Source organism: Clostridium sp. 7_2_43FAA (genome assembly GCF_000158375.2).
Lineage (GTDB): Bacteria > Bacillota > Clostridia > Clostridiales > Clostridiaceae > Clostridium > Clostridium tertium.
In genome coordinates this window covers 652,578-675,636 of the sequence record NZ_JH815222.1, presented here as the reverse complement: position 1 = coordinate 675,636, position 23,059 = coordinate 652,578, and the positions used below count along the sequence as shown (strand labels likewise).

Sequence of the window (23,059 nt, the reverse complement as noted above, 5' to 3'; positions counted from 1 at the left end):
ATTTTTTAATTTATATATTTAAAGTATCGATATATCAATAATCCAATATTTTAAAATTCATTTCTGATCAAATAGTTTTCATATTATATACTTAAAATCAATAACTCAGTTTGTCTGAGTTATCTCCTAAATTATCCATTGTGCATTATTCATTTTCCATTACTTAAAGTACTTTACTCCTGCTTTGAATATCTTTTGATCAAAGTTTCCTGGTACATTTTTATATAGGTTTTCTCCTATTCTTTCTGAATGCCCCATTTTACCAAGTATTCTTCCATCTGGACTCGTTATTCCTTCTATACCTAACATTGAACCATTTGGATTAAAAGGCATATCAATAGATATTTCACCATTTAAATCAACATATTGTGTTGCAATTTGTCCATTTTCTCTTAATTTCTCTATTAAATCTCTTGGAGCAACAAACCTTCCTTCTCCGTGAGAAATTGCAATTGAATGTATATCTCCTAGGTTTACTTGGTTAAACCATGGTGATTTGTTTGATGTTATTTTAGTTCTAACTATTGAACTAATATGTCTATTGATTTCATTGTAAGTTAATGTTGCCATATCTTCTTCTATATCTACAATTTCACCATAAGGTACTAATCCTAGTTTTATCAGTGCTTGGAAGCCATTACATATACCAAGCATTAATCCATCTCTATTTTTTAATAGATCCATTACAGCATCTTTGATTCTTTCATTTCTAAATACTGTTGCTATAAATTTACCTGATCCATCTGGTTCATCTCCAGCTGAAAACCCCCCTGGTAACATAATTATTTGGCTTTCTCTTATGCTTTTTTCCATTTTTAAAATTGATTCATTCAAAAGTTCTTTATTCATATTATTTAAAACTAACTCTGAAACTTCTGCACCTTCATCCTTAAAGGCTCTTGCACAATCATATTCACAGTTTGTTCCTGGGAAAACCGGAATAAATACTTTTGGTTTTGCAACCTTTATTAAAGGTGTCTTTACTTCTTTAGATTCATATAATACTGTTTCAATTTTTTCTTTTTTATCTTCTGTTTTTACCTTAAATACATTTGATAACTTTTCTTCTAGTATCTTTTCTAAAACTTCTATATCAAAATTAATGTCATATTCCTTTGAAACTATAGCCCTATTTTCTGTTGTATTGCCTATTACTTTATAAGCGCAACCATTAAATTCTTTTTCTATTTCAACATCATTATTAACTTCTAAAACTAAGCTTCCATAATTAAGTTCAAATAACGCTTCTTTACTTAATCCTTCAAACTCTACCCCAATTCTATTTCCTAAACTCATTTTAGTTAAAGCTTCTGCTACTCCACCAAATTTTAATGATGAAGCAGAAATAACTTTTTTATCTAAAATAAGTTCATGTAACTTTTCTAAGTTCTTCTTATATCCATCTACTTTTAATGTCATATCTTCATTTTTTTCAGCTATTAAAAGTACTATCTTAGAATTATTATTTTTAAATTCTGGAGATATAATATCTTTAGCTTTAGCAACATCCACTGCAAATGCCACTAATGATGGAGGTACATCTAAATCCCCAAAAGTACCTGACATTGAATCCTTTCCACCAATAGCTGGTATTCCTAAATCCATTTGTGCTTGATATGCTCCAAGTAATGCTGAAAAAGGTTTTCCCCATTTATTTTTATCTTTTCCTAATCTCTCAAAATACTCTTGCAATGTAAGTCTTGCTTTCTTATAATCTCCACCCATAGCTGAAAGTTTTGTTACTGCTTCTATCACTGAATAATATGCCATATGGTATGGACTCCACATCCCCATGTCTGGATTAAATCCATATGTCATTAATGTTGCATCTTTACTTTCTCCATTTAAAACTGGTATCTTAGCTGCCATACCTTCTGCTGGTGTTGTTTGATATTTTCCACCAAAAGGCATAAGCACAGTTCCTGCACCTATAGTTGCATCGAATCTTTCAACTAAGCCCTTTTGCATTGATACATTTAATTTTCTTAATATATTAATCCACGCTTCTTTTACATCCACATCTTTTATGTTAAATGGATATTTCTTTGGCGATTTCACTTCTACTTCAGTTGTTTGTCTTGCCCCATTTGTATCTAAGAATTCCCTTTTTAAATCTACAATGTTTTTTCCTCTCCAGATCATTCTAAGTCTTTCATTATCAGTTACTTCAGCTACCTTAACAGCCTCTAAATTTTCTTCAGCGCATAAATTTATAAATTTTTTCTCATCTTCTTTATTAACTACAACGGCCATTCTTTCCTGTGATTCTGAAATAGCAATTTCCGTTCCATCTAAACCCTCATACTTTTTAGGAACTTTATCTAAATCTATATCTAAACCTCTTGTTAATTCTCCAATTGCAACTGAAACTCCACCTGCTCCAAAATCATTACATCTTTTTATCATCTTTGAAACTTCTGAGCTTCTAAATAATCTTTGAATCTTTCTTTCTGTAGGAGGATTTCCTTTTTGAACTTCTGCTCCACACTCATTAATTGAATCTTCTGTATGTTCTTTAGAGGATCCTGTTGCTCCACCTAGTCCATCTCTTCCAGTTCTTCCACCTAAAAGAATTACAACATCTCCCGCCTTTGGTTCTTCTCTAACTACATTTTCTTTTGGTGCAGCTGCTATAACAGCTCCAACTTCCATTCTTTTAGCAACATAATTAGGATGATATATTTCTGAAACTTGTCCCGTAGCAAGACCTATTTGGTTTCCATATGAGCTATATCCATGTGCTGCTCCTAAAGTTATAGTTCTTTGAGGAAGTTTTCCTTTTAATGTTTCTTCTATATTAACAGTTGGATCTGCAGCTCCTGTAACCCTCATTGCTTGATATACATAAGTTCTTCCTGATAATGGATCCCTAATTGCTCCACCAAGACATGTAGCTGCTCCTCCAAAAGGTTCTATTTCAGTTGGATGGTTATGTGTTTCATTTTTAAACATTACTAAATATTCTTCTATTCCATTATTAGTTTCTATATTCACATTTATTGAACAAGCATTTATTTCATCAGATACATCTAAATCTTCTAATAGACCTTTCTTTCTCATTTCCTTCATTGTTATAACTGCAATATCCATTAATGTTTCATCTCTATCAGTTTCACCATAAACAAAATTTCTTGACTTTAAATATGCTTCATAAGATTTAATTATTGGTTTTGTATAAAGTCCTTCTTCAATAACAACATTTTCAATAGCTGTTGAAAATGTTGTATGTCTGCAATGATCTGACCAATATGTATCTATAACTTTTATCTCTGTAATGCTTGGATCTCTATTTTCTTCTTTAAAATAATCTCTTATAAGTTTTATATCATCTAGGCTCATAGCAAGTCCCATATTACTATGTAAAGCCTCTATTTCTTTATCATTTTTATCAGTAAATCCACTTAATACTTTCACATCTTTTGGCTCTGGAAGTTTTGATGATAATTCTAAGTTATCTATATTTACTTCCCTGGAATCAACTGGATTTATATAATAATTTTTAATTTTTTCTACCTCAATATTTGATAATGCACCTTTTAATACCACTATTTTTGTCCATTTAACTTCTATTTTTTCCCCTGAAGTCAATAATTGATAGCACTCTGAAGCCGAATCTGCTCTTTGATCATATTGACCTGGTAGATATTCAACGCCAAAGGCTAATTCATTATTTTTCACTTCAAAATTATTTTCATAAACATTATCTACAGTTCTTTCCGAAAATATTGTATAAAGAGCTTTTTTATAATCCTCTTCTTTCATTTCTCCTAGAGTATATTTATTTACAACTCTAACTTCCTCTAGAGAAGTAATTCCTAAATTATTTTTAAAATCTTCAAGCAAACTTTTTCCTTCAATATTAAAGTCATTTTTTTTCTCTACAAATATACACCTAACACTCAACCTTCATACCTCCCAAGCTAACTAATTCCAAATTATATGCGAATATTTATTTAATATTCCAAAAAATATTTCGTCTTTATATTAGCAGACTACCACTTTGTTACAATAATGTCAACTTTAAATGTTATATTTAAATTATAATTCGTAATATAACGAATTATATCGCATATTTCCCTTTTTATATTCCGCATATATTTATAAATTAGTTTATATCTGTTTTTTTCCAATTTATCTATTATTTATTTCTAATTATTTTTTAATATTTGTTATTTAAATATCATTTTTACACAAACTAATATGGATATAATTTAAGGTGGTGTTAATATGAAGCATAATGCAAAAGAAAATTTAATAATAGCTTTAGATGAGCTTTCCTCATGTCAAAATCATCTAAACACTGCTTATTTACATGCAGAAGAAAATCATAATAGAAATGAAATTCATACTGCCCTTGAAGCTATAGGTAGTGCTGTAGATTCTGCACAAACTGCTTTAAAAAATTATAAAGATTAGGAGGAGGTATTTAACATGGGACATAAGGCAAATGCAAAAGATGAATTAAAATGTGCTCTTTCTGATGTTACGCATGCTCAGCAATTATTGCATGATGCTATTAAATCTGTAGAACAAGATGATAATAAGCAACTTATCCAAGATACTTTAGCAAATGTTAATGAAGCATTACATGCAACAAGAACTTCAACTTATGGATTTAAAGATTAGCAAAATAAAAAGACTGTAGGGAAATCCTACAGTCTTCAGTTAACTATCTTCTGTTGTTTTGAGCTTTTCTTGCTCTTCTGCAATCGATGCATCTTACTGGTTCGTTATCGAATCCTTTTTCTTTGTAGAATTCTTGTTCTCCTACTGTGAATACGAATTCTTTACCGCAATCTTTACAAATTATTTTCTTATCTTCCATTTTAAATCCTCCATTCTAAAGACCAATATAATCAACAAATCTCTACAATGGAGAAAGCTAATTTCTATTCAATCTTTAAACAAATATTTCGAAGTCTTATGACCTACTATGATATTTTATCATATATATATATTTTTTGCTAGTAGTTTTTAATATATTAATTAATAATTTAATATTTATATGTTAATATATATTAACATTTGTCAACATAATATGTCTATTTTGTATAGTTTAAAAATCAAAGCAAAAATAAAAGCTATAGGAAACCTATAGCTTAAATTAGTCATAACTATCTTCTGTTGTTTTGAGCTTTTCTTGCTCTTCTACAATCAGCACATCTTACTGGTTCGTTGTCAAATCCTTTTTCTTTGTAGAATTCTTGTTCTCCTACTGTGAATACGAATTCTGAACCACAATCTTTACATACTAATTTCTTATCTTCCATTTTAAATCCTCCATTCTAAAGACTATTCAAGTAACTACTAATCTCTATAACGGAGAATATCATTATCTTTCAAAATCTTTAAACAAAATATTATTAGTCTTATCGACTACTCATTAATAATAACATACTTAAATATAAAAAGCTACTACTTTTTTATTTATTTTACAAAAAAATACCGGTAGCTTTAACTACCGGCAAAGAAACCTACGTAACCCTATCGGGTCATTTTTTATTCTTATCATATTTATATATTTATATTCTTTGTTTTATAAGAATTTTATTTTACATATAAATATCTTTTATTTTCGATATATACTATTTTTTACTATAACCCTTGTCTGTCACATAATCTTTCTAATAGTTCTTTTGGAGTTTTATCTCTAGAATTTATATAAAACTCTACTTCTTCTATTCTACTTTCCATTTTTTTAATAAATTCATCTGTTTCTTTGCTATTATTTTCTTCATTATCAAATCTAGTATCTTCTAAGCTTAACTTAATTATATCTATGGCTTCAATTAATTCTTTTCTATAATCTTCATCTGTTTGATTATCTTTTATGGTGTCTGTACTATCATAATTTAATTCAATTGATGTTCTTCCACTATCATCTTTTATCTTATATACATAAAAGTTATAATCATTTGGCTTTCCCATCAAATAGTATCTAAGGTTTCCATTCCTTCTAAAGTTCTCCATAGAATTAGAATGTTGACAAAAATATATAGTTTGATTTTTATCTATTAAATCAGTAATTGCTTGTGAATGAAACGTAATATTATTAGGTCTAGAATACTGAACTATGTCTCCTGGTAATAAACTTAGATAAATTTCATTCCAATTTACTAATGCATCTATTATTTTATATTCTTTATATGAATGAGCTCTTTTATATTCTTTTCCAAAATGTAAATGAAATGGCTGTGCTGCTGTCCATGTTGAACTTCTATTAGGTAAATTAGGCGAATAGTAAAACCACGATTTTATACTTGTTGCAGTTGATTTAGATCCAACAAATTCTATTCCTCCAGCTCTTAAAACTTGAGATACAAAATTAGTGCAATCTCCCCCTTCATTAACATAATTATAATACTTACTATTTGATGATGTTGCCCATTTTATTGCATATTCTCGTGCTAGCTCTCTATTATAATGATTATTTTTAATTTCATTTGATAATGACTTTACACGTATGCTAAAACTAAAAACACTTAAAAATGAAATAACACCTAAAAATAAACCTAGTTTTCTTTTGATTATTTTCTTCATATTTATTTCTCCATACTAATTTAAACTTCATTATATAGTCTTAGAAATAAATTAAATTTTATTACAAAATGATTATTTAATAAAAAACAAAAAGAGTTGAGGTTTTTTTCCTCAACTCTTTTCACTTTTTCATTTTTTATTTTTCATTACTTTACTTAACAAGATGCTAATTATTCTTTGCTTCCTTTAAGCATTTCACCTATAGCTGCAATACTTCCAAGTGAAGATAAAGTTTCATTTGGTAATATAAGCTTATTAGCTGGATTATTAGCCATTTCTTTAAGAGCTTCAACTTGTTTTAAAGCTATAACTGTTTCATTAGTACCTGATTCTATAATTGCTTGGTTCACCTTTCTTATAGCTTCTGCTTCTGCTATAGCTATTTCTTCTATAGCCTTAGCTTTACCTTCTGCTTCAAGTAATTGAGATTCTTTTAGACCTTCAGCTCTTCTGATATTTGCTTCTTTTTCAGCTTCTGCTGCAAGTATCTTACCTCTCTTTTCCCCTTCTGCTTTTTCTATTTGAGATTGTCTTTGACCTTCTGCTTCAAGAATCATAGCTCTCTTATTTCTTTCTGCTTTCATTTGCTTTTCCATAGCTTCTTGAATTTCTGTTGGAGGGATTATATTTTTAATTTCAACAGAAAGTATTTTTATACCATATGCATCTGTAACTTCATCTATAATACTTAAAAGATCTTGGTTAATCTTATCTCTTCCTGATAATATTTCATCTAAACTCATATTACCTAAAATATTTCTCATATTAGTTGTTGCTGAATATACTATACCTGATCTATAATCTTCAATGTTATAAACAGCATCTTTAGCATTTAATAGTTTATAGAATATAACGTTATCTACAGATATTTTAACATTATCTTTCGTAATAACTGATTGTGGTGGTACATCTAAAATTTGTTGTTTTGTTGAAACTTTTTTTCTAACAAAATCTGCAAAAGGAATTAAGAAGTGCCATCCTGGTTCTAAAGTTTTGTGGTATTGACCAAACCTTTCTACAACATATAAGTATCCTGTGTTTACGATTTTAATTGATGATAAGATTACTATTAATACAAAAAGTACTACTACCCCTGTAATTATTAATCCTATTAAATTATCCATCTAAACTTCCTCCTCTTTTTTAATTATTAATTTAATACCTTCTATACCTGTGATTTTAAAACTTTCGTCTTTCTTTATCACTTCTCCTAAATTTTGTACAGTCCAGTATATCCCGTCCACTTTTATTTTAGCTCTATCTACTATGTCTTCTTCTGCTTTCATAACTCTTCCTATATAATTTTCTTCCATTAAAGGTGTTCGTTTAACACCTTCTTTAAACTTACGTTTAGCCCATGGATAACCTACTGAAACAGTTATTAGATTTACGACTAAGAAAAGTACTACTTGAACTCCAAATGTTACGCCTAGTAAATCAGCTATCATTGCAACAAATGCTCCTACAGCAAACCATGCAAATAAGAAATTACTTGTTACCATATCTATAGCAATTACCACTGCTGCAACTATAATCCAAAAAATTACCGCACTCATTATTTCCCCCTCCTTTATTCTTTAAGAATATTATATCATTTTTTAGTAAAAATTTGAATTCGATTAACTTATGAAATTATTATAATATACTTTTTACTATATTACAATATCTTTTTTATCTTTTTATATAGTATTTTATAACCTTTAATTACTTTTTAGTACATCTTTCTTCTATTATCATTGATTTTCTAGAGTTTTCCTTTTATTATTTAAATATATATTTTAATTAGCAAGTTATATAATTAACCTTAATAATATATTAAATGGTTAATATACTTATTTAAATAAATATTAAATTTATATCTTATGTAACTTTTGCTATAAGTTCTAAAATATTAACTTAATTCATGATAAATTCTTATAGCTTGGTTGTAATTTGGTTGAATATTAAACTTTTATGATAAATTACATAGTTATAATTGTTATTTACAATATTATCATTTTAAAAGTTACTAATTACTTTTATTATTAACTTTTATTTATTAAAAAATCATTTAGTTTAAATCTAATTATCACTGTGAATTTTAAATAAAAAAAGAGTTACACTATTTATATATTAGTAGTATTTAATTTAATATGGATTGGAGAGATTTTATGGATTTTATAAAAGTTGCAGCTGCATGTCCTATGACTCGTGTAGCCGACATAGACTATAATTTAGAAAATATACTTATTTGTTTAGATGAAGCATATAAAAACGGAGCTAAATCAATAGTTTTTCCTGAATTAGCAATTACCTCATATACTTGTAGTGATTTATTTATGCAATATAGCTTATTAGAAAAAGCTAACTTGGCGATAGAAAAATTAATTAAAAAGAGTGCTGGTCTAGATATGCTAATTGCTATAGGTGCTCCTTTAAGCTTTAAAAATGTATTATTTAATTGTGCTTACATAATTTTTGATGGAAAACTTCTTGGAATAGTTCCAAAATCATATATTCCAAACTATAGTGAATTCTATGAAAAACGCTGGTTTAGTGAAGGTCTTGGAATAATAGATGAAAAAGTAGATTTTGCTTTTCAAAAGGATGTTCCATTTGGAACTAATTTAATTTTCACCTCTGGAAGATATAGTTTTGGATTTGAAATTTGTGAAGACCTTTGGGTTACAATTCCTCCAAGTTCGTATCTTTCACTTCTTGGTGCAAATATAATAGGAAATCTTTCAGCTTCTAATGAACTTGTAAGTAAAAAAGATTATAGGGAAGCTCTTATATCTAATCAAAGTGCTAGATGTATGTCTGCTTATATTTATTCTTCTGCTGGAGTTCACGAATCCACAACAGATCTTTTATTTAGTGGACATATGTTAATTGCCGAAAATGGTACTATGCTTAAAGAAAATGAAAGATTCCAAAGAAATAATGAAGTTATCTATTCTTGTATAGATGTATTTAGATTAAATAGTGAAAGGCTTAAAAATATAAGCTTTAGAGATGCTTCAAGAATAGTTCCATTCGAAGCTGAAGTAATAAACTTTAATTATATGAATACTACAATAAATAACTTCGATAGATTTATAGATAAGCATCCTTTCGTTCCTTCTAATGCTAAATTGCGTGAAGAAAGATGTAAGGAAATATTTAATATTCAAGCTGCTGCTTTAGCTAAAAGAATGGAGCATACTAACTTAAAGAAAGCTGTTATAGGCATTTCAGGAGGACTTGATTCTACTTTAGCTTTACTTGTAGTAGTTAAAACTTTTGAATTACTAGGTTTAGATAATAAAAATATTGTTACTATAACAATGCCTGGTTTTGGAACTACTGATAGAACTTATAATAATGCTTTAACATTATGTAAGGAATTAGGTTGCGATTTAAGAGAAATTAATATAGTAAAAGCTGCTCTTCAACACTTTGAAGATATTGGTCATGATAAAGACATTCATGATGTTACATATGAAAATGTTCAAGCTAGAGAAAGAACTCAAATTCTTATGGATTTAGCTAATAAAGAAGGTGGACTATTAATTGGAACAGGAGATCTTTCTGAATTAGCTCTTGGATGGTGTACTTATAATGGAGATCATATGAGTATGTATTCTGTTAATCCATCAATACCAAAAACTCTAGTTAGATACTTAGTTAGATATGTAGCAGAAAAAGAATCTTCTACTGAAGTTTCAGATACACTTTTAGATATATTAGATACTCCAGTTAGTCCTGAACTTTTACCTAAGAGTGATAAAGGTGAAATTACACAAAAAACTGAGGATATAGTTGGTCCTTATGAACTGCATGACTTCTTCTTATATCACTTTATTAAAAATGGTTCTTCAAAAGAAAGAATAAAGCTTCTTGCAGAAAAAGCATTTAAAGATGATTATAGCAAAGAAGAAATTGCTAAATGGCTTGATAAATTTATTTATAGATTCTTTACACAACAATTTAAGAGAAGTGCTTTACCAGATGGACCTAAAGTTGGAAGTATATCATTGAGTCCACGTGGTGATTGGAGAATGCCTTCTGATGCTTCCTTTAACTCTTTTAAGTAAATTATAAAAGAATCACATTATGCTTCGGCAATGCTAATATTACTTCGGTAAGAGTTTTTATAATTGATCTTATTTAAATTTTCTAAATTTCCATAACTCGCATTCGCTCAAACAATGGAAATTCTTAACGAAAATTTAAAACAATCAATTATAAAACTCTAATACCTTGTAATAATGCAGACCTCCACATAATGTGATTTTTTATAAACATAAATTGAGTTAATTAGTCAGTAAATTATATAAATTAATGCTTAGTTTTAGAACAGTAATTCTTAATGGTATTAATAAACTTAAATTATCTTTAGAGAAAAAAGTACAGTGTCTATATAGAATCTTAAAATTCTAAACTCTTATACTTTTCGATTCATAAAAAAAGATATAGATTTTTTTTTACAATTCTATATCTCTACTAATATATTTATAAATTTAATCAACTTACTAGCTTTGATTTTTTGTTTATAACTCTAAGTAATGTTAAAACAGCTCCAACTAAACAAATACAACCTATTCCAACAAATACAAATCTCATACCATATATAAAAGCATCTGCTCTTCCTTCTATGTATCCTGTTACTTTATATCCAATTTTACTGCTCATTCTACTATATAAAAGACTTGTAGAAAGAGCTATTCCAGTTGTTGTACCTAAATTTCTTACTAATCCATTTATACTTCCTGCAATTCCAAGCTTAGTTTTGTCTACTGTTGACATTATCAATGAATTATTTGGTGATTGGAATATTCCACTTCCGAAAGATAATAATCCTACAAATATTGCAACAACTATAAGTGATGTATATTCTGTAAATATAGTTAAGCAAAATACACCTATGGTTAAAATACTTAATCCTATCGCAGATATTTTTTCACTTCCCATTTTATCTGAAAGATGCCCACTTATAGGTGCAACAATAGCTAATATTATTGGCGAAACTGTCATCATAAATCCTGCTGCACTTGGACTAAGCTTTAATACATCTTGATAATAGAATGGTAATATTATGTTTATTGCACCTATAGCTACAAATGATGTAAATCCACAAAATATGCTTAGCGAAAATAGTTTATTTCTAAATATACTTATATCTAGCATAGGACTTAATATTTTTTGCTCTATCTTTATAAATATAAATAATAATACTAAAGAAAGTATAAATGCTCCTATAATTATAGGATTTGTATATCCCAAACTTTGACCAAAATTTATAGATGTAAATAATAATATTATTGAAAGCATAAATAAAATAGTTCCTTTTATATCAAATGGAACTTTTTCTTTAACCTTTTTAAAGTTCAATACTTTCACTACTCCAATATAAACTAAAATCCCTATAGGTATATTTATTAAAAATATGTATTCCCAAGGAGCTACTGATACTATCAAGCCTCCTAATGTTGGTCCTACCATAGTTCCTAAAGCTACAGCTGTTCCTGTCATCCCAAGAGCTCTTCCTCTTTCTGTAGTAGGAAATGTTTCTGTAATTATCCCTTGATTAGTTGCCATTGCTGCCGCTGCCCCTATTGCTTGAATTATTCTAGATATAATAAGCATTAGAAGGCTATTGGATAATCCACAAAGAAGTGAACCTAAAGTAAAAACTCCTATTCCAATCTTAAATACCTTACTTTTCCCAATTATATCTCCAAATCTACCAAACAAAAGAATAGTCGCGCATATAGTTATTAAATAACTTGTAACCACCCATTCAATTCCAGCCATTGTTGTCCCAAGATCTTTGGCCATTGTTGGTAGAGCTACATTTACTATACTACTATCAAGGGTAGTCATAAAAGTCATAGGCAATACAGTAAGTAGTATAGACCACTCTTTTTTCATCTTCATATCGTTCATCTCCAAATCTATCTATTTAATTTAATCCTTACATAATACTCCTCTTTTTTGAAAATGAAAATCTATAAAAAAAAACGTAGGATTCAACCTACGTCAATATTTTGAAATTGTCTTTAAAATATTAATCTTTTCATAAAATTTCTAATTTAATATTATTTTATTATAATAACCTCTGAAATCCTCTTCTTTTTTTAGAATTTCTTGTGCTTCTATGTAAGGTTTCATTATTACTTCTTTACTTTCTTCTAAATAGAATTTAGCATATCCACCTTCACCATACTTTTCTACTAAATGTGAATAAACTCTTCTATATGTCTCCTCTTCATTTAAATCACTATAATTCTTTCTTGAAAAGTTATAACATCTTTCTATCATATCGTATATATCTGTTGTTCTATCAGCATCAGAAATTATATATCCATATACACTTCGTGGTTCATTAGCATTTGATGCTCTATGGTCCTCACATGCTTCTCCCATTAATGTAAGCTCTTCTTTAGTAAACCAATTCTTTAGATTAATATCATTTATAAGCATATCTCTCGAATGTATTTGATGAGTTTTTCTATCTATACTCATTCCTAAATCGTGATATATTGCAATAGTTAATACCATATTTTTATTTACCGGGAAATATTTTGACAATTTAATTGATGAATCTATTACTGTTGCTATATGTTTTATACCATGTCCCTTATCGAAAGTTTTATAATTCTCCAAAATACTCTCTATTAAGTATTTTAGTAAAGATTTATCTATTTTATTGTCTAATACATCATTGCTTTCTTTACTTATTCTCTCTTTTATTTCATTTAGATTTCTCATAAACACTTTAGTAATAAATTATATATAATTTATTACTACTTCCTCCTCACTAAGCATATTTTTACTTCTATTAAAAACTAATCTCTTCAAATAATCACAAATTGCTATAATTATAACATAAAAAAGAGAAATCACAGAAAAACATTTACTAAAAAAGTTAATAGCTTATTTTTATAAAGGGCGTCGCGTAACGCGACGCCCTTTACACTTTCCTATTATTTTTTCAAGAGTATCACGAAACGTGATACCCTTCTAAGTTATTGATTTTAGTTACTTTAAAGTGCTTTTTTGTAAAACTTTTGTCTATTATTTATATATGCATAAAACTAAATATTTTAATATTTTCATGAAATTTTCTCCATTTTAAATCTCTATTAAAAAGAAAAAGATAGAGCAATTCATTTCCTCTATCTTTCTAAAACTAAATATTATGCAATTTCTTCAATAGCTCTAACTTCTCTAAGTTTTTCTTCTACTAGCTCTATAAGCTTTTCTTTATCAGCTTCGTTATTTACTACATCCATATTATCCATATCTATTATTAAAACTTCTGATGCTTTGTAACAATTTTCTACCCAAGCATCATAATCTTTCCATAGGAAGTGATAATATTCCTTTAAGCTTTCATCAATTTCAAATTCTCTTCCTCTTAATGCTATTCTACTTAAAACTGTCTCGAAAGAACCTTTTAAATATACCATTACATCTGGAGCCTTCTTAGGAAGTTCTTCTAATTCTTCTAGCATGTTATGTAGAAGATCTTCGTATATTTTCATTTCTAAGTCGTTAATTCTGCCAAGTTCCATATTTTTCTTAGCAAAGTACCAATCTTCATAAATCGATCTATCTAAAACGTTATTATTATGTACTAATGCTTCTTTTATACTTTTAAATCTAGTGTTTAAGAAATAAAGTTGTAATAAAAATGGATATCTCTTCTTTTGGATTTCTTCTTCACTTTCACTATAAAACAAAGGCAAAATAGGGTTATCATCTACACTTTCATAAAATACATCCGATTTAAAGTGCTCCCCTAAAATTTCCGCTACAGAACTTTTTCCAAGACCTATCATCCCACCAACAACTATCAACATGCTTCACCTATCCTTTACTTTTTGTCTTTCTCTATATTACATAATTTAAAATTTACTTTCAAGTCTTGACTTTTATTTTTATACCATATATAGTATTTATTCTTTCTATAAACCACCTTATATAGTAGTTATACTATTCTTAAAATCTATATATTCATATTTATTTGAATTATCAGTGATTTCATCAATATATTGATAATCTAAAATAAAAAGAACTTGTAAACTAGGTCATTTATAACCTAATTCACAAGTTCTTTTGTATATATTTTATTTACATAAGCTCTAATACTTCTTTTTTTATAGCCACAAATTTATCACTAGTAACTATATCTTCATTTCTTTCTTTAGGCAAATTAACTTTTATTTCACCTTTTATTATTGCAGGTTTTTCTGATATTATATATATCCTGTTAGAAAGTAGTATTGCCTCCTCTATATCATGAGTTATTAATAATATAGTTGAATTAATTTCTTTAGTTAAATCTAAAAGCCATTTTTGCATCTTTCTTCTTGTTATTGAATCTAATGCTCCAAAGGGTTCATCTAAAAGCATTATATCATTAGATGTTAAATAAGTTTTCAAAAAGTTTGCTCTTTGCTTCATTCCACCAGATAATTGTGATGGGTATTTATATTCAAATCCATTAAGACCAAATTCATCTATATGCTTTTTTACTTTTTCCCTTGCATTCTTTTTACTATTCCCCTTAAATATAATCGGAATTCCTATATTATCTATAACTTTTTTCCAAGGAACCATCATATCCTTTTGATACATGTAGCTTAAGTCTCCATTTACTTCTACTTCTCCCCTATCGCTATTTATGAGATTAGTTAAAATATTAAATATTGTACTTTTACCACTACCTGATGGCCCTAGAATAGATACAAGTTCCCCTTCTTTAACTTCTATATTAATATCTCTTAATATTTCCATATCATCGAAAAATTTAGATATATTTTTTAACACAATTTTATTTTGATAAGAACTCATTTGTATAAGCCTCGCTTGCTTTCATTTCCTTATTTATTAATTTATTATCATATAAGAATTTTGTATAGTTATCCCAAACGCTATCTTTCATTTCTCCCCATACATTAGTATCTTCCTTATATTTCTCTGCAAGATACTTTTGACTTTCTATTGCAAGCTCTTCACTAATCTCAGGTACTTTACTTACCAATAATTTAGCACTTTCTTCTGGATTTGCTATAGCTTCTTCATATCCCTTAGTAGTTGCTTCCATAAACTTCTTAGCTAAATCTTTTTTATTATTAACAGTATCTTCAGTTGCTGCAATAATTGGTGTATAATAATCTAAAGCTGGATCTAAATCTCTAACTGGTATATAGTTTATATCAAAGCCTCTTAACTTAGCTTCAATATTAGTCCACGCTTCAAATGTCCACTCAAAATCCAAATTATTCTTAGTCGCTATAAAGAAATCTTCTGTCCCTGCATCTACAATTTTTAACTTACTAAAGTCAGCTGCATTTTTCTCCATAACAGCTTTTAATATAGCTTGTTCCGATGGACTTCCCCATCCACCATAAACTTTATTTTCAAAATCCTTAACTGTTTCAATTCCCTTTTCTTTTGGAGACGCAAAGCCTGATGTATTATGTTGAATTATTGCTGCTATTGCTTTAACTGGAAGTGGACTATCTGATGTTCTTGCATATGTTAAATCTTCTTGATAGCTTACTGCAAAATCTCCTTTACCAGCAGCTAAAAGTTGAAGTGATGAACCTTCTGATGGTTGTATAATTTCAACATCTAATCCAAGATCTTTATAATATCCTTTTTCCTTTGCAACATATAATCCTGTATGATTAGTATTAGGTGTCCAATCTAAAATTACAGTTACCTTTTGTAAGTCTTCTGAATTTTTTACTTCATCATTTTTACTACATCCAGCAAATAATGTAAGTGCTGTTACTGATGCTAATACTACTGATATAATTTTCTTTTTTAACATTATTCTTTCACCTCTAAATTCATTGTTCTTAATTTTATTTCTTCATACTTAGTTTTTTATTATTCCAAGGGGTAAATAACTTTTCCATTAAAGAAACTAAAAGGAATATCCCCATACTTATAACTACTATAATTACTATTGATGCAAACATCTTGTCTAATGCATATGCACTTCTTGCTCTTGTCATATATACTCCAAGACCTTTATCTCCTCCAAGCCACTCTCCAATTACAGCTCCCATAATACTATATGTTGCTGCAATTCTCATACCTGAAAAGAAATTTATCATTCCATAAGGTAACTTTAAATGTAAAAATACATTAAGTTTAGATGCTCCCATTAGCTTAAAATGATTTATTAAATCCTTATCTACACCTTCAAGCCCATCAACTATACTAATTACTATAGGGAAAAAGCATACTATAACTACAACTATTATTTTAGGTAATGCTCCAAAACCAAACCAGATTATAAATAATGGTGCAAGAGCAACTGTTGGTATAGTTTGAGAAATAACAAGCACTGGATATAAAGCTCTTTTTATTAATGGAACCATATCCATAATCACTGCTAATATAATTGATAATGCTATTGCAATTAAAAATCCTACCATTCCTTCATATAATGTTGCTAAAATATGTGGTATCATAGTTTTAAAATCTTTAATTAATACTTCTATAACATCCGTTGGAGCAGGTAAGATATACTTTTCTATTCCTCCAACATTCACTATAATTTCCCATATAATTAATAAAATTAAAATAAAGACTATAGGTGCTATTTTATTTCCTATACTTCTTAATCTTTTCATCCATCGTCACGCCTTCTTTTTTATAGTCTATTTTAACCATAGATACTACTCTTGATGCACCTTCTTCAGTACAAATTTCTTGAGCTCTCTTTACTATTTCTAATAATTCTTCAAGTTCACCCTCCATTGTTGTTTCCATAGCTCCTACTTCATACTTAACACCAGTAGATTCTATATACTCAATAACCTTGTCCACAACAGGATAAATTCTATCCTCCATTACTGTTGGTATAACTTGAAGACTTACATTACAAAGTGACATAACCTTTTCCTCCTCTTAATATATTTAAAAGTAAATAAATCCTATTTTGTCCATAGCGTAAAAAAATACAGTATCTCTGATTAGAAATACTGTTTTATAGTTCAATTTGTATATTTATATTCAATAACAAATAATCTCCCTACGTTGGCATTATCCAAATCAGGTTCATGGGTCAAAATAGTATCAATTTTATCTCAGGCAGTTCACTGCCCCCCCAGATTTCTATTTACTTTTTATAATTCCATTTTATGCATATTCACTCTAAATGTCAAGTCAATCAATAATCCTTATCAATTAAAGAAACTTATTATCAAATAAATTTAAGAAGTCTATTACTTATTGCATACTTATTCTAAGTATCTCTTTTATTTGCTCCATATAACACAATTATAAGTCCTAAAATTCCTACTATTATTTTTATAGTTGCCATTGAAATTAAAATAGAAAATAATATCACTGAAATTCCAATAATCATAATTTTTAAAGGTGACGTTTGATTTTGAACAACTTTATACACATATATACCTAATAAAATTAAAACTGCTATCATAATTAGCATTGGTATACCAACAAACATAAGATTCATCATTTAACTTCTCACCTTTCCAAATTTAATGTATATCTCAACACAAGACTTTATTTTACTTTATTTATACATAGGAGCTATCACACAATTTAAAATTAATAAGCTTCGCGACATCTACTATAATTAAATTATTCTAATTAATGATTTTTGAATAATTTTTCTCTATACTCTTCAGTAATTCATTAAGCTCTATCTTCTTATAATCTGAAACCTTTTTAGCTACATCTATTATAGCACTTGGATAACCATATTCTCCATTTACCCATTCTAATGCTGTTGGTCCATCAGTTTCTATAAGTAATTTATCTAATGGTATTTTATCTAAAATTTCATTAGTTTTATCTGAATAACCTATATCTACACTTATTGTAAAATAACAACCAAGTTCAATATATTTTTCTAAAGTACTTATTTCTCCACTATACCAATGTATAATTGCCTTATTATAATTATTCTTTTTAAGAATACTATAAATTTCCTCTTCTGCCCCTTTTGTATGAATACTTACAAACTTATTTCCTTTAATACTTTCGTTTAATATAAAATTAAAAATTCTTCTTTGTGCTTCATAAGTACTTGTATCTTCTACCCAGACATAATCTAAGCCTATTTCACCTATTATTTCACTTTCATTTATGTATGGTATAAGATTTTCTAAGTTTCCTTTATATTCTGCTGCTTTCCACGGATGAATACCAAAGCATGGTTTAATAAATTCACTTTGTTTACTGTATTCTTTATTTTTCATATAGCTTTCTATATCCATACTATTAGCTAAGGTTAATATTTCATTCTTATTTATATCTTCAATTGCTTTTTCTATATTTTTTTCAAAAAAATCTAAATGTGTGTGTGCATCTATATACATATTTCCTCCATGAATTCTAATTGATTTGTTCAGTTTCTAATAAATTTTTTGTCTTTAAAATCAACCCCTGATTCATCAGCAATATATCGTTCTACTTTCATATGCAAATCATATTTTTCTCTAAGCCTAGTAATTTTTGCCATCATTGATGAAGCATGATGTACATCAAGAGATTGCTGGTCTTTCCACCTATCAATTAAAAGTACAGTTTCCTCGTCATCCATAGGAAAAAAATATTCGTATTGTATATTTCCATTTTCGGCACGAATATCATTTACAACTCCACTTGAGATCATCTCTTCTGCAAATTTTTTAGCATTCCCATTTTTACCTGTATAATAAATGTTTACAGTAATCGCCATTTTGATTTACCTCCTCAAATTCTAATTTAAGTAGCACACTTAACTCTTTCAAATTTACATTCTATAGTAATAATTTCTTAATTATGTCCTTTTAATGTTACTGATATAATTTCTGGTCTATTAAATACTCTTACTGGAAATAAACTATTCCCTAACCCCCTACTAACAAACATTGTAATTTTATCACTACTATAACTTCCACTAGTATATTTAGGGAAAAATCCTTGATTTGGAGCTATAATTCCTCCTATAAATGGAATTCTAATTTGCCCTCCGTGAGCATGTCCTGAAAAAACTAAATTTATATTATTTTTAGTATATATATCAAATAACTCTGGTCTATGTGAAAGTAAAATCTTAAATCCTTCAATACTTGACCAATTATTTAAATATTCCTCAATATTACTTATATCAGTTCCTTCTATATAATTTGATGTAATAAAAGATGGGTCAGATACCCCCAAAAGATATATGGTACTATTTTCTCTTTTAAGCTCTAATTTAGTATCATCTATGATATTAACTCCTGCTTCAATTAATCTATTCTTTATTTCAGGATATTTTCCTGACCATGCTTCATGATTTCCTGAAACATAATAAATTGGAGCAATTTCTATTGCACCATTAATAAATTCCATTGCTTTATCTAAGTTATATCTATGCCTATCTATTAAATCACCTGTAACTACAATGATATCTGGTGATAATTTTTCTATTTTTTCTAATATATTTGATTGCTCTTTCCCAAACATTTTATTGTGCAAATCAGAAATATGTACAATTGTAAAGTTATTAAAATTAGATGGCACATCATAGCTTGAGTAATTAAAACTAGAAATTTCAATACTATTATTTTGCCAAACGCCAAACACATATAATGCTATAATTAATAAACCTACTAATATCAACATCTTCATCCTTTTACATAAACCTCTCATTTCCCCACCATAATTATATACCGTTCCTTCATAATTAATAAGATTATTGTTTTTAAATAATATTATATTTACTATCTCTTTTATAATCTCATTTTTACATCCTTTAATTTTTTATTTAAATTTAGTTGCAAAATCATAACTCCTATTCCACTGATTAAAACCATTAAATAAAAACTTATCCCTCTACTAAGCAGCATAGCAGAACTTATCAGATTAATTGGGAATAAAGTCTTAAAAAATATTAAAAAACCTTTTTCTCCTATTCCTACAGCCCCTGGCAATGGTAATGCTGCTCCTGTAATATATAAGGTAGACTGAATCAAAATAAATTGAATTAAAGGTACAGATGACATTCCAATAGATTTATATATCCAAAACGGGATGCTATGCAATGCTAAAATTTGAACCGTGGTAGTAAGAATAGTTTTTGTTATAAAAACTTTATCATTTTTAATATAGTCTGCACCCTTTTTATACTTTTCTATCTCTATTAAGGCTTTTTCATTAAATATTATAGATTTCTGATAGTTAATATGTTTTAAAACTTTAACACATAAATTCACGACTTTAAAAATAAGCTTTTTTGAAAAAATAGATATCAATATTAATACTAATAAAAACACATTTAACAAAAGCCCTAAAAATAGTAATATACTAAACTTTCCAAGAGTTCCTTTTAAAAATTCAAATTTTATTATTACTCCCATAACAGCCATTGCTACAGTAACAATTTGATATGTTGCAAGACATATCAGTAACGCAAGCATACCATTAGAAATATCTATCTTTTTTTTATGCATATAATAAAGCTGCATTGGCTGACCTCCAGTTGCTGAAGGTGTTATAGAACTGAAAAAAATTCCTGTCAATGAATACTGTACACATTGAAGTAGCGTTGTCCTTTCTTTAAAGATATTTAAACTACGCTTTATATTTATAGCTTCACAAAGAACCATAAGAAACATAGCTGCTATTCCAGCAGCAATATATAACAAATTTACACCTGACACTATTTCTATAATCTCTTTAAAGTCAGCATTGAAAAAAATCATTTTAAATGTTATTACAACAATTATTATAAATAATCCACCATTTTTCAGTAAATTTATTAGTTTTTTATATTTATTCATAAAGTTCCTCCAAAGTTCCAAAAGTAATTCCTTGTGATTTCCAAATTGGAAGAACTATCTTTAATGCTTCAACAGTTCTTTTAGGAGCATCATTTTTCCCTCGTCCATCATGAAGACAGATAATATCTCCTTTTTCTGTTTCACGAAGCAATCTATCTGCTATCGTTGTTGATTCTATATTTGCCTTCCAATCTCCTACAATTACATTCCAAAGAACAATCTTTAGATCTAATTTTTTTATTTCCTTTATAGCCGCCAAACTAAAATGCCCCCAAGGCGGCCTAAAAAACTTTGGTTTAATACCAAGTTCTTTTAATATATCCATACTTTTTGTGAAATCTTTTTTTATATTCCATGGTGCCTGAAAAATTTCATTTTTATGTTGTAATGAATGTAGGCCTATTGCATGTCCATCTTCTTTAATTGCCTTAATTATTTTAGGATTATTTTTAGCAAATTCTGCTACAACAAAGAATGTTGCTTGAACCTGGTAAGACTTTAAGACTTTAAGAACTTCTATAGTATATTTATTATCAACGCCGTCATCAAATGTCAAATATATATTTTCTATTTCTTTTTCTATTCTATTCTTTTTCTGTTTTCTATTCCATATTCTATAAAATAATGTAGGAATTATTCCATATACTATTAAATATAATATTATTACAATTATCCACATCTTTTTTCATATTCCTTTCGTAAACTTTCTTTAGTTTAGATTCAGAAACTTCATTCTTCAAAAGTTGCATATTATATTTCATTTCCTCCAAAAGCCTCTCATTACTTATTAAAGATATAATATCTTCAGATATGTTGGAGTTATCTTCCCAAGCAATTTTTCCTATAAGCATTCTTTCAATAAATTCAGCATTTCCAATCTCTTGAGATAAAAATGGTTTAATAATATATAAAGGTGTGGTAGTATAAATAGCTTCAAAAGTTGAAATTCCTCCAGGCTTAGTGATTAGTAAATCTGACCTTTCCATATATTTATATACTTGATCTGTATAACCAACTACATCTATTTTAGGGTAATCTTTTTTAATCTTTTTTAATAGTTTTTTATTTTTACCAGTTATAATTGTAATATGAACCCCTCTTGATTCATATAATTGATCTAATATATTATCAAGGTTTCTTATTAACCCAAGCCCTCCTCCCATTATTAGGATTTTCTTTTTATTATCAATATATTGTACTTTCATTTCCTTTTTAAAATACTTCCTTACAGGTATTCCATTTATAATAATTTTCTCAGCATCAACTCCTTTTGATAAAAGGAGTTCCATTGTGCTTCTCGCTGCTACAAAATACATATTAGTTCCATTAGCAATCCATCCATCATGAACTGTAATATCCGTAATATATGTATATAGTTGAATATCATCTTCATACTCCTGCTTATAAGTTGAAATAAATCGAGAACATGCAGACCACGTAGATATTATTAAATCTGGATTATATTTTTCGATTAAAGAATTTATCTTATTTAAATTTCGTCTCTTTAAGCAAGTTTTTTCATGTTTCATAGCAAAACTATTTATAAAATTGTATACACATGAAAATCTACAGATAAAAAGGGTAAAAAATCTATAAACTAATTTATGCATAATAGGAAACAATACCTTTACAATATCTACAATCTCAATAATATCATCAGTATTAGATTCAAGTAATTCTTCCTTAATAGCCTCTGCAGCACAATAATGCCCCATTCCAAAATGGCTAGTTAAAATTAATATTTTCATGTAATTCTT

Annotated in this window: 23 protein-coding genes and 1 riboswitch; of the genes, 3 read left to right on the top strand and 20 right to left on the bottom strand. The window is 27.9% G+C overall.

All coding sequences use genetic code 11. The features are described 5' to 3' along the window. Positions 1–159 precede the first annotated feature (159 nt). Positions 160–3,903 (bottom strand): phosphoribosylformylglycinamidine synthase, encoded by a 3,744-nt coding sequence (locus CSBG_RS04760; protein WP_008677531.1) that lies wholly within the window; start codon positions 3,901–3,903, stop codon positions 160–162. A 324-nt stretch (positions 3,904–4,227) separates the two neighbouring features. Here CSBG_RS04760 and CSBG_RS04755 point away from each other — a divergent pair, with 324 nt between their 5' ends. Together CSBG_RS04755 and CSBG_RS04750 are read left to right on the top strand one after the other, a co-directional pair. After that, the gene (locus CSBG_RS04755) at positions 4,228–4,416 is read left to right on the top strand and encodes a hypothetical protein (protein WP_008677528.1); all 189 of its coding nucleotides are present in this window, start codon (positions 4,228–4,230) and stop codon (positions 4,414–4,416) included. A gap of 15 nt (positions 4,417–4,431) precedes the next feature. Then, positions 4,432–4,626 (top strand): hypothetical protein, encoded by a 195-nt coding sequence (locus tag CSBG_RS04750; protein WP_008677525.1) that lies wholly within the window; start codon positions 4,432–4,434, stop codon positions 4,624–4,626. A 43-nt stretch (positions 4,627–4,669) separates the two neighbouring features. Here the strand turns inward: CSBG_RS04750 and CSBG_RS04745 are convergent, their stop codons facing one another. The 5 genes from CSBG_RS04745 to CSBG_RS04725 all read right to left on the bottom strand — a co-directional run bounded on the left by CSBG_RS04745 (position 4,670) and on the right by CSBG_RS04725 (position 8,096). Continuing rightward, on the bottom strand, positions 4,670–4,825 hold the full coding sequence (locus tag CSBG_RS04745; protein ID WP_008677523.1) for a zinc-ribbon domain-containing protein: 156 nt from the start codon (positions 4,823–4,825) through the stop codon (positions 4,670–4,672). A gap of 289 nt (positions 4,826–5,114) precedes the next feature. Next, complete coding sequence (locus tag CSBG_RS04740) at positions 5,115–5,270, bottom strand: zinc-ribbon domain-containing protein (protein ID WP_008677522.1); 156 nt, start codon at positions 5,268–5,270, stop codon at positions 5,115–5,117. Positions 5,271–5,595: 325 nt separating this feature from the next. Further along, positions 5,596–6,540 carry an amidase domain-containing protein gene (locus tag CSBG_RS04735; RefSeq protein WP_008677520.1) on the bottom strand — a complete coding sequence of 315 codons (945 nt, stop codon included), beginning with the start codon at positions 6,538–6,540 and terminating at the stop codon, positions 5,596–5,598. 170 nt (positions 6,541–6,710) lie between these two features. Further along, positions 6,711–7,664, bottom strand: coding sequence for an SPFH domain-containing protein (locus CSBG_RS04730; RefSeq protein ID WP_008677519.1), 954 nt, complete (start codon positions 7,662–7,664; stop codon positions 6,711–6,713). Continuing rightward, the gene (locus tag CSBG_RS04725) at positions 7,665–8,096 is read right to left on the bottom strand and encodes an NfeD family protein (protein ID WP_008677518.1); all 432 of its coding nucleotides are present in this window, start codon (positions 8,094–8,096) and stop codon (positions 7,665–7,667) included. Between the two features lie 594 nt (positions 8,097–8,690). On the opposite strand from CSBG_RS04725, the gene CSBG_RS04720 reads away from it, so the two are divergent. Then, positions 8,691–10,595, top strand: coding sequence for an NAD(+) synthase (locus CSBG_RS04720; protein WP_008677517.1), 1,905 nt, complete (start codon positions 8,691–8,693; stop codon positions 10,593–10,595). 430 nt (positions 10,596–11,025) lie between these two features. On the opposite strand, the gene CSBG_RS04715 is transcribed toward CSBG_RS04720, so the two are convergent. The 14 genes from CSBG_RS04715 to CSBG_RS04650 form a co-directional block, all read right to left on the bottom strand. Beyond that, on the bottom strand, positions 11,026–12,438 hold the full coding sequence (locus tag CSBG_RS04715; RefSeq protein ID WP_008677516.1) for an MFS transporter: 1,413 nt from the start codon (positions 12,436–12,438) through the stop codon (positions 11,026–11,028). A gap of 150 nt (positions 12,439–12,588) precedes the next feature. Continuing rightward, entirely contained in the window at positions 12,589–13,272 is a 684-nt protein-coding gene (locus CSBG_RS04710) for an HD domain-containing protein (RefSeq protein WP_008677515.1), read from the bottom strand. Between the two features lie 428 nt (positions 13,273–13,700). Further along, on the bottom strand, positions 13,701–14,366 hold the full coding sequence (locus tag CSBG_RS04705; RefSeq protein ID WP_008677514.1) for a deoxynucleoside kinase: 666 nt from the start codon (positions 14,364–14,366) through the stop codon (positions 13,701–13,703). 271 nt (positions 14,367–14,637) lie between these two features. Next, the gene (locus CSBG_RS04700) at positions 14,638–15,360 is read right to left on the bottom strand and encodes an ABC transporter ATP-binding protein (protein WP_008677513.1); all 723 of its coding nucleotides are present in this window, start codon (positions 15,358–15,360) and stop codon (positions 14,638–14,640) included. Continuing rightward, entirely contained in the window at positions 15,341–16,345 is a 1,005-nt protein-coding gene (locus CSBG_RS04695; RefSeq protein WP_008677512.1) for an ABC transporter substrate-binding protein, read from the bottom strand. Before CSBG_RS04695 ends, CSBG_RS04700 begins: the two co-directional genes overlap by 20 nt. 34 nt (positions 16,346–16,379) lie before the next feature. Continuing rightward, positions 16,380–17,156: an ABC transporter permease gene (locus tag CSBG_RS04690; protein WP_008677511.1), complete on the bottom strand. Its 777-nt coding sequence runs from the start codon at positions 17,154–17,156 to the stop codon at positions 16,380–16,382. Further along, entirely contained in the window at positions 17,128–17,418 is a 291-nt protein-coding gene (locus CSBG_RS04685) for a thiamine-binding protein (RefSeq protein ID WP_008677510.1), read from the bottom strand. The genes CSBG_RS04690 and CSBG_RS04685 overlap by 29 nt, the downstream gene beginning before the upstream one ends. Before the next feature lie 119 nt (positions 17,419–17,537). Then, positions 17,538–17,645, bottom strand: a riboswitch (TPP riboswitch). A gap of 125 nt (positions 17,646–17,770) precedes the next feature. Beyond that, a complete protein-coding gene (locus CSBG_RS04680) occupies positions 17,771–18,007 on the bottom strand; it encodes a hypothetical protein (RefSeq protein WP_008677508.1) in 237 nt (78 codons plus the stop codon). 130 nt (positions 18,008–18,137) lie between these two features. Then, positions 18,138–18,872, bottom strand: coding sequence for a TatD family hydrolase (locus tag CSBG_RS04675; protein WP_008677506.1), 735 nt, complete (start codon positions 18,870–18,872; stop codon positions 18,138–18,140). A gap of 29 nt (positions 18,873–18,901) precedes the next feature. After that, positions 18,902–19,234, bottom strand: a complete 333-nt coding sequence (locus CSBG_RS04670; protein WP_008677504.1) for an antibiotic biosynthesis monooxygenase — start codon at positions 19,232–19,234, stop codon at positions 18,902–18,904. Between the two features lie 77 nt (positions 19,235–19,311). Further along, positions 19,312–20,172 carry a metallophosphoesterase gene (locus tag CSBG_RS04665; protein ID WP_008677502.1) on the bottom strand — a complete coding sequence of 287 codons (861 nt, stop codon included), beginning with the start codon at positions 20,170–20,172 and terminating at the stop codon, positions 19,312–19,314. Between the two features lie 80 nt (positions 20,173–20,252). Next, positions 20,253–21,302, bottom strand: coding sequence for a lysylphosphatidylglycerol synthase transmembrane domain-containing protein (locus CSBG_RS04660; RefSeq protein WP_008677501.1), 1,050 nt, complete (start codon positions 21,300–21,302; stop codon positions 20,253–20,255). Continuing rightward, positions 21,295–21,981: a polysaccharide deacetylase family protein gene (locus CSBG_RS04655; RefSeq protein ID WP_008677499.1), complete on the bottom strand. Its 687-nt coding sequence runs from the start codon at positions 21,979–21,981 to the stop codon at positions 21,295–21,297. Before CSBG_RS04655 ends, CSBG_RS04660 begins: the two co-directional genes overlap by 8 nt. Next, on the bottom strand, positions 21,917–23,050 hold the full coding sequence (locus CSBG_RS04650; protein ID WP_008677497.1) for a glycosyltransferase: 1,134 nt from the start codon (positions 23,048–23,050) through the stop codon (positions 21,917–21,919). Before CSBG_RS04650 ends, CSBG_RS04655 begins: the two co-directional genes overlap by 65 nt. Positions 23,051–23,059: the final 9 nt, after the last annotated feature.

Coding starts and splice junctions, on each gene's coding strand:
- CSBG_RS04755 (WP_008677528.1), top strand. CDS start 4,228: ATGAAGCATAATGCAAAAGAAAATTTAATAATAGCTTTAGATGAGCTT.
- CSBG_RS04750 (WP_008677525.1), top strand. CDS start 4,432: ATGGGACATAAGGCAAATGCAAAAGATGAATTAAAATGTGCTCTTTCT.
- CSBG_RS04745 (WP_008677523.1), bottom strand. CDS start 4,825: ATGGAAGATAAGAAAATAATTTGTAAAGATTGCGGTAAAGAATTCGTA.
- CSBG_RS04740 (WP_008677522.1), bottom strand. CDS start 5,270: ATGGAAGATAAGAAATTAGTATGTAAAGATTGTGGTTCAGAATTCGTA.
- CSBG_RS04735 (WP_008677520.1), bottom strand. CDS start 6,540: ATGAAGAAAATAATCAAAAGAAAACTAGGTTTATTTTTAGGTGTTATT.
- CSBG_RS04730 (WP_008677519.1), bottom strand. CDS start 7,664: ATGGATAATTTAATAGGATTAATAATTACAGGGGTAGTAGTACTTTTT.
- CSBG_RS04725 (WP_008677518.1), bottom strand. CDS start 8,096: ATGAGTGCGGTAATTTTTTGGATTATAGTTGCAGCAGTGGTAATTGCT.
- CSBG_RS04720 (WP_008677517.1), top strand. CDS start 8,691: ATGGATTTTATAAAAGTTGCAGCTGCATGTCCTATGACTCGTGTAGCC.
- CSBG_RS04715 (WP_008677516.1), bottom strand. CDS start 12,438: ATGAAGATGAAAAAAGAGTGGTCTATACTACTTACTGTATTGCCTATG.
- CSBG_RS04710 (WP_008677515.1), bottom strand. CDS start 13,272: ATGAGAAATCTAAATGAAATAAAAGAGAGAATAAGTAAAGAAAGCAAT.
- CSBG_RS04705 (WP_008677514.1), bottom strand. CDS start 14,366: ATGTTGATAGTTGTTGGTGGGATGATAGGTCTTGGAAAAAGTTCTGTA.
- CSBG_RS04700 (WP_008677513.1), bottom strand. CDS start 15,360: ATGAGTTCTTATCAAAATAAAATTGTGTTAAAAAATATATCTAAATTT.
- CSBG_RS04695 (WP_008677512.1), bottom strand. CDS start 16,345: ATGTTAAAAAAGAAAATTATATCAGTAGTATTAGCATCAGTAACAGCA.
- CSBG_RS04690 (WP_008677511.1), bottom strand. CDS start 17,156: ATGAAAAGATTAAGAAGTATAGGAAATAAAATAGCACCTATAGTCTTT.
- CSBG_RS04685 (WP_008677510.1), bottom strand. CDS start 17,418: ATGTCACTTTGTAATGTAAGTCTTCAAGTTATACCAACAGTAATGGAG.
- CSBG_RS04680 (WP_008677508.1), bottom strand. CDS start 18,007: ATGATGAATCTTATGTTTGTTGGTATACCAATGCTAATTATGATAGCA.
- CSBG_RS04675 (WP_008677506.1), bottom strand. CDS start 18,872: ATGTATATAGATGCACACACACATTTAGATTTTTTTGAAAAAAATATA.
- CSBG_RS04670 (WP_008677504.1), bottom strand. CDS start 19,234: ATGGCGATTACTGTAAACATTTATTATACAGGTAAAAATGGGAATGCT.
- CSBG_RS04665 (WP_008677502.1), bottom strand. CDS start 20,172: ATGAGAGGTTTATGTAAAAGGATGAAGATGTTGATATTAGTAGGTTTA.
- CSBG_RS04660 (WP_008677501.1), bottom strand. CDS start 21,302: ATGAATAAATATAAAAAACTAATAAATTTACTGAAAAATGGTGGATTA.
- CSBG_RS04655 (WP_008677499.1), bottom strand. CDS start 21,981: ATGTGGATAATTGTAATAATATTATATTTAATAGTATATGGAATAATT.
- CSBG_RS04650 (WP_008677497.1), bottom strand. CDS start 23,050: ATGAAAATATTAATTTTAACTAGCCATTTTGGAATGGGGCATTATTGT.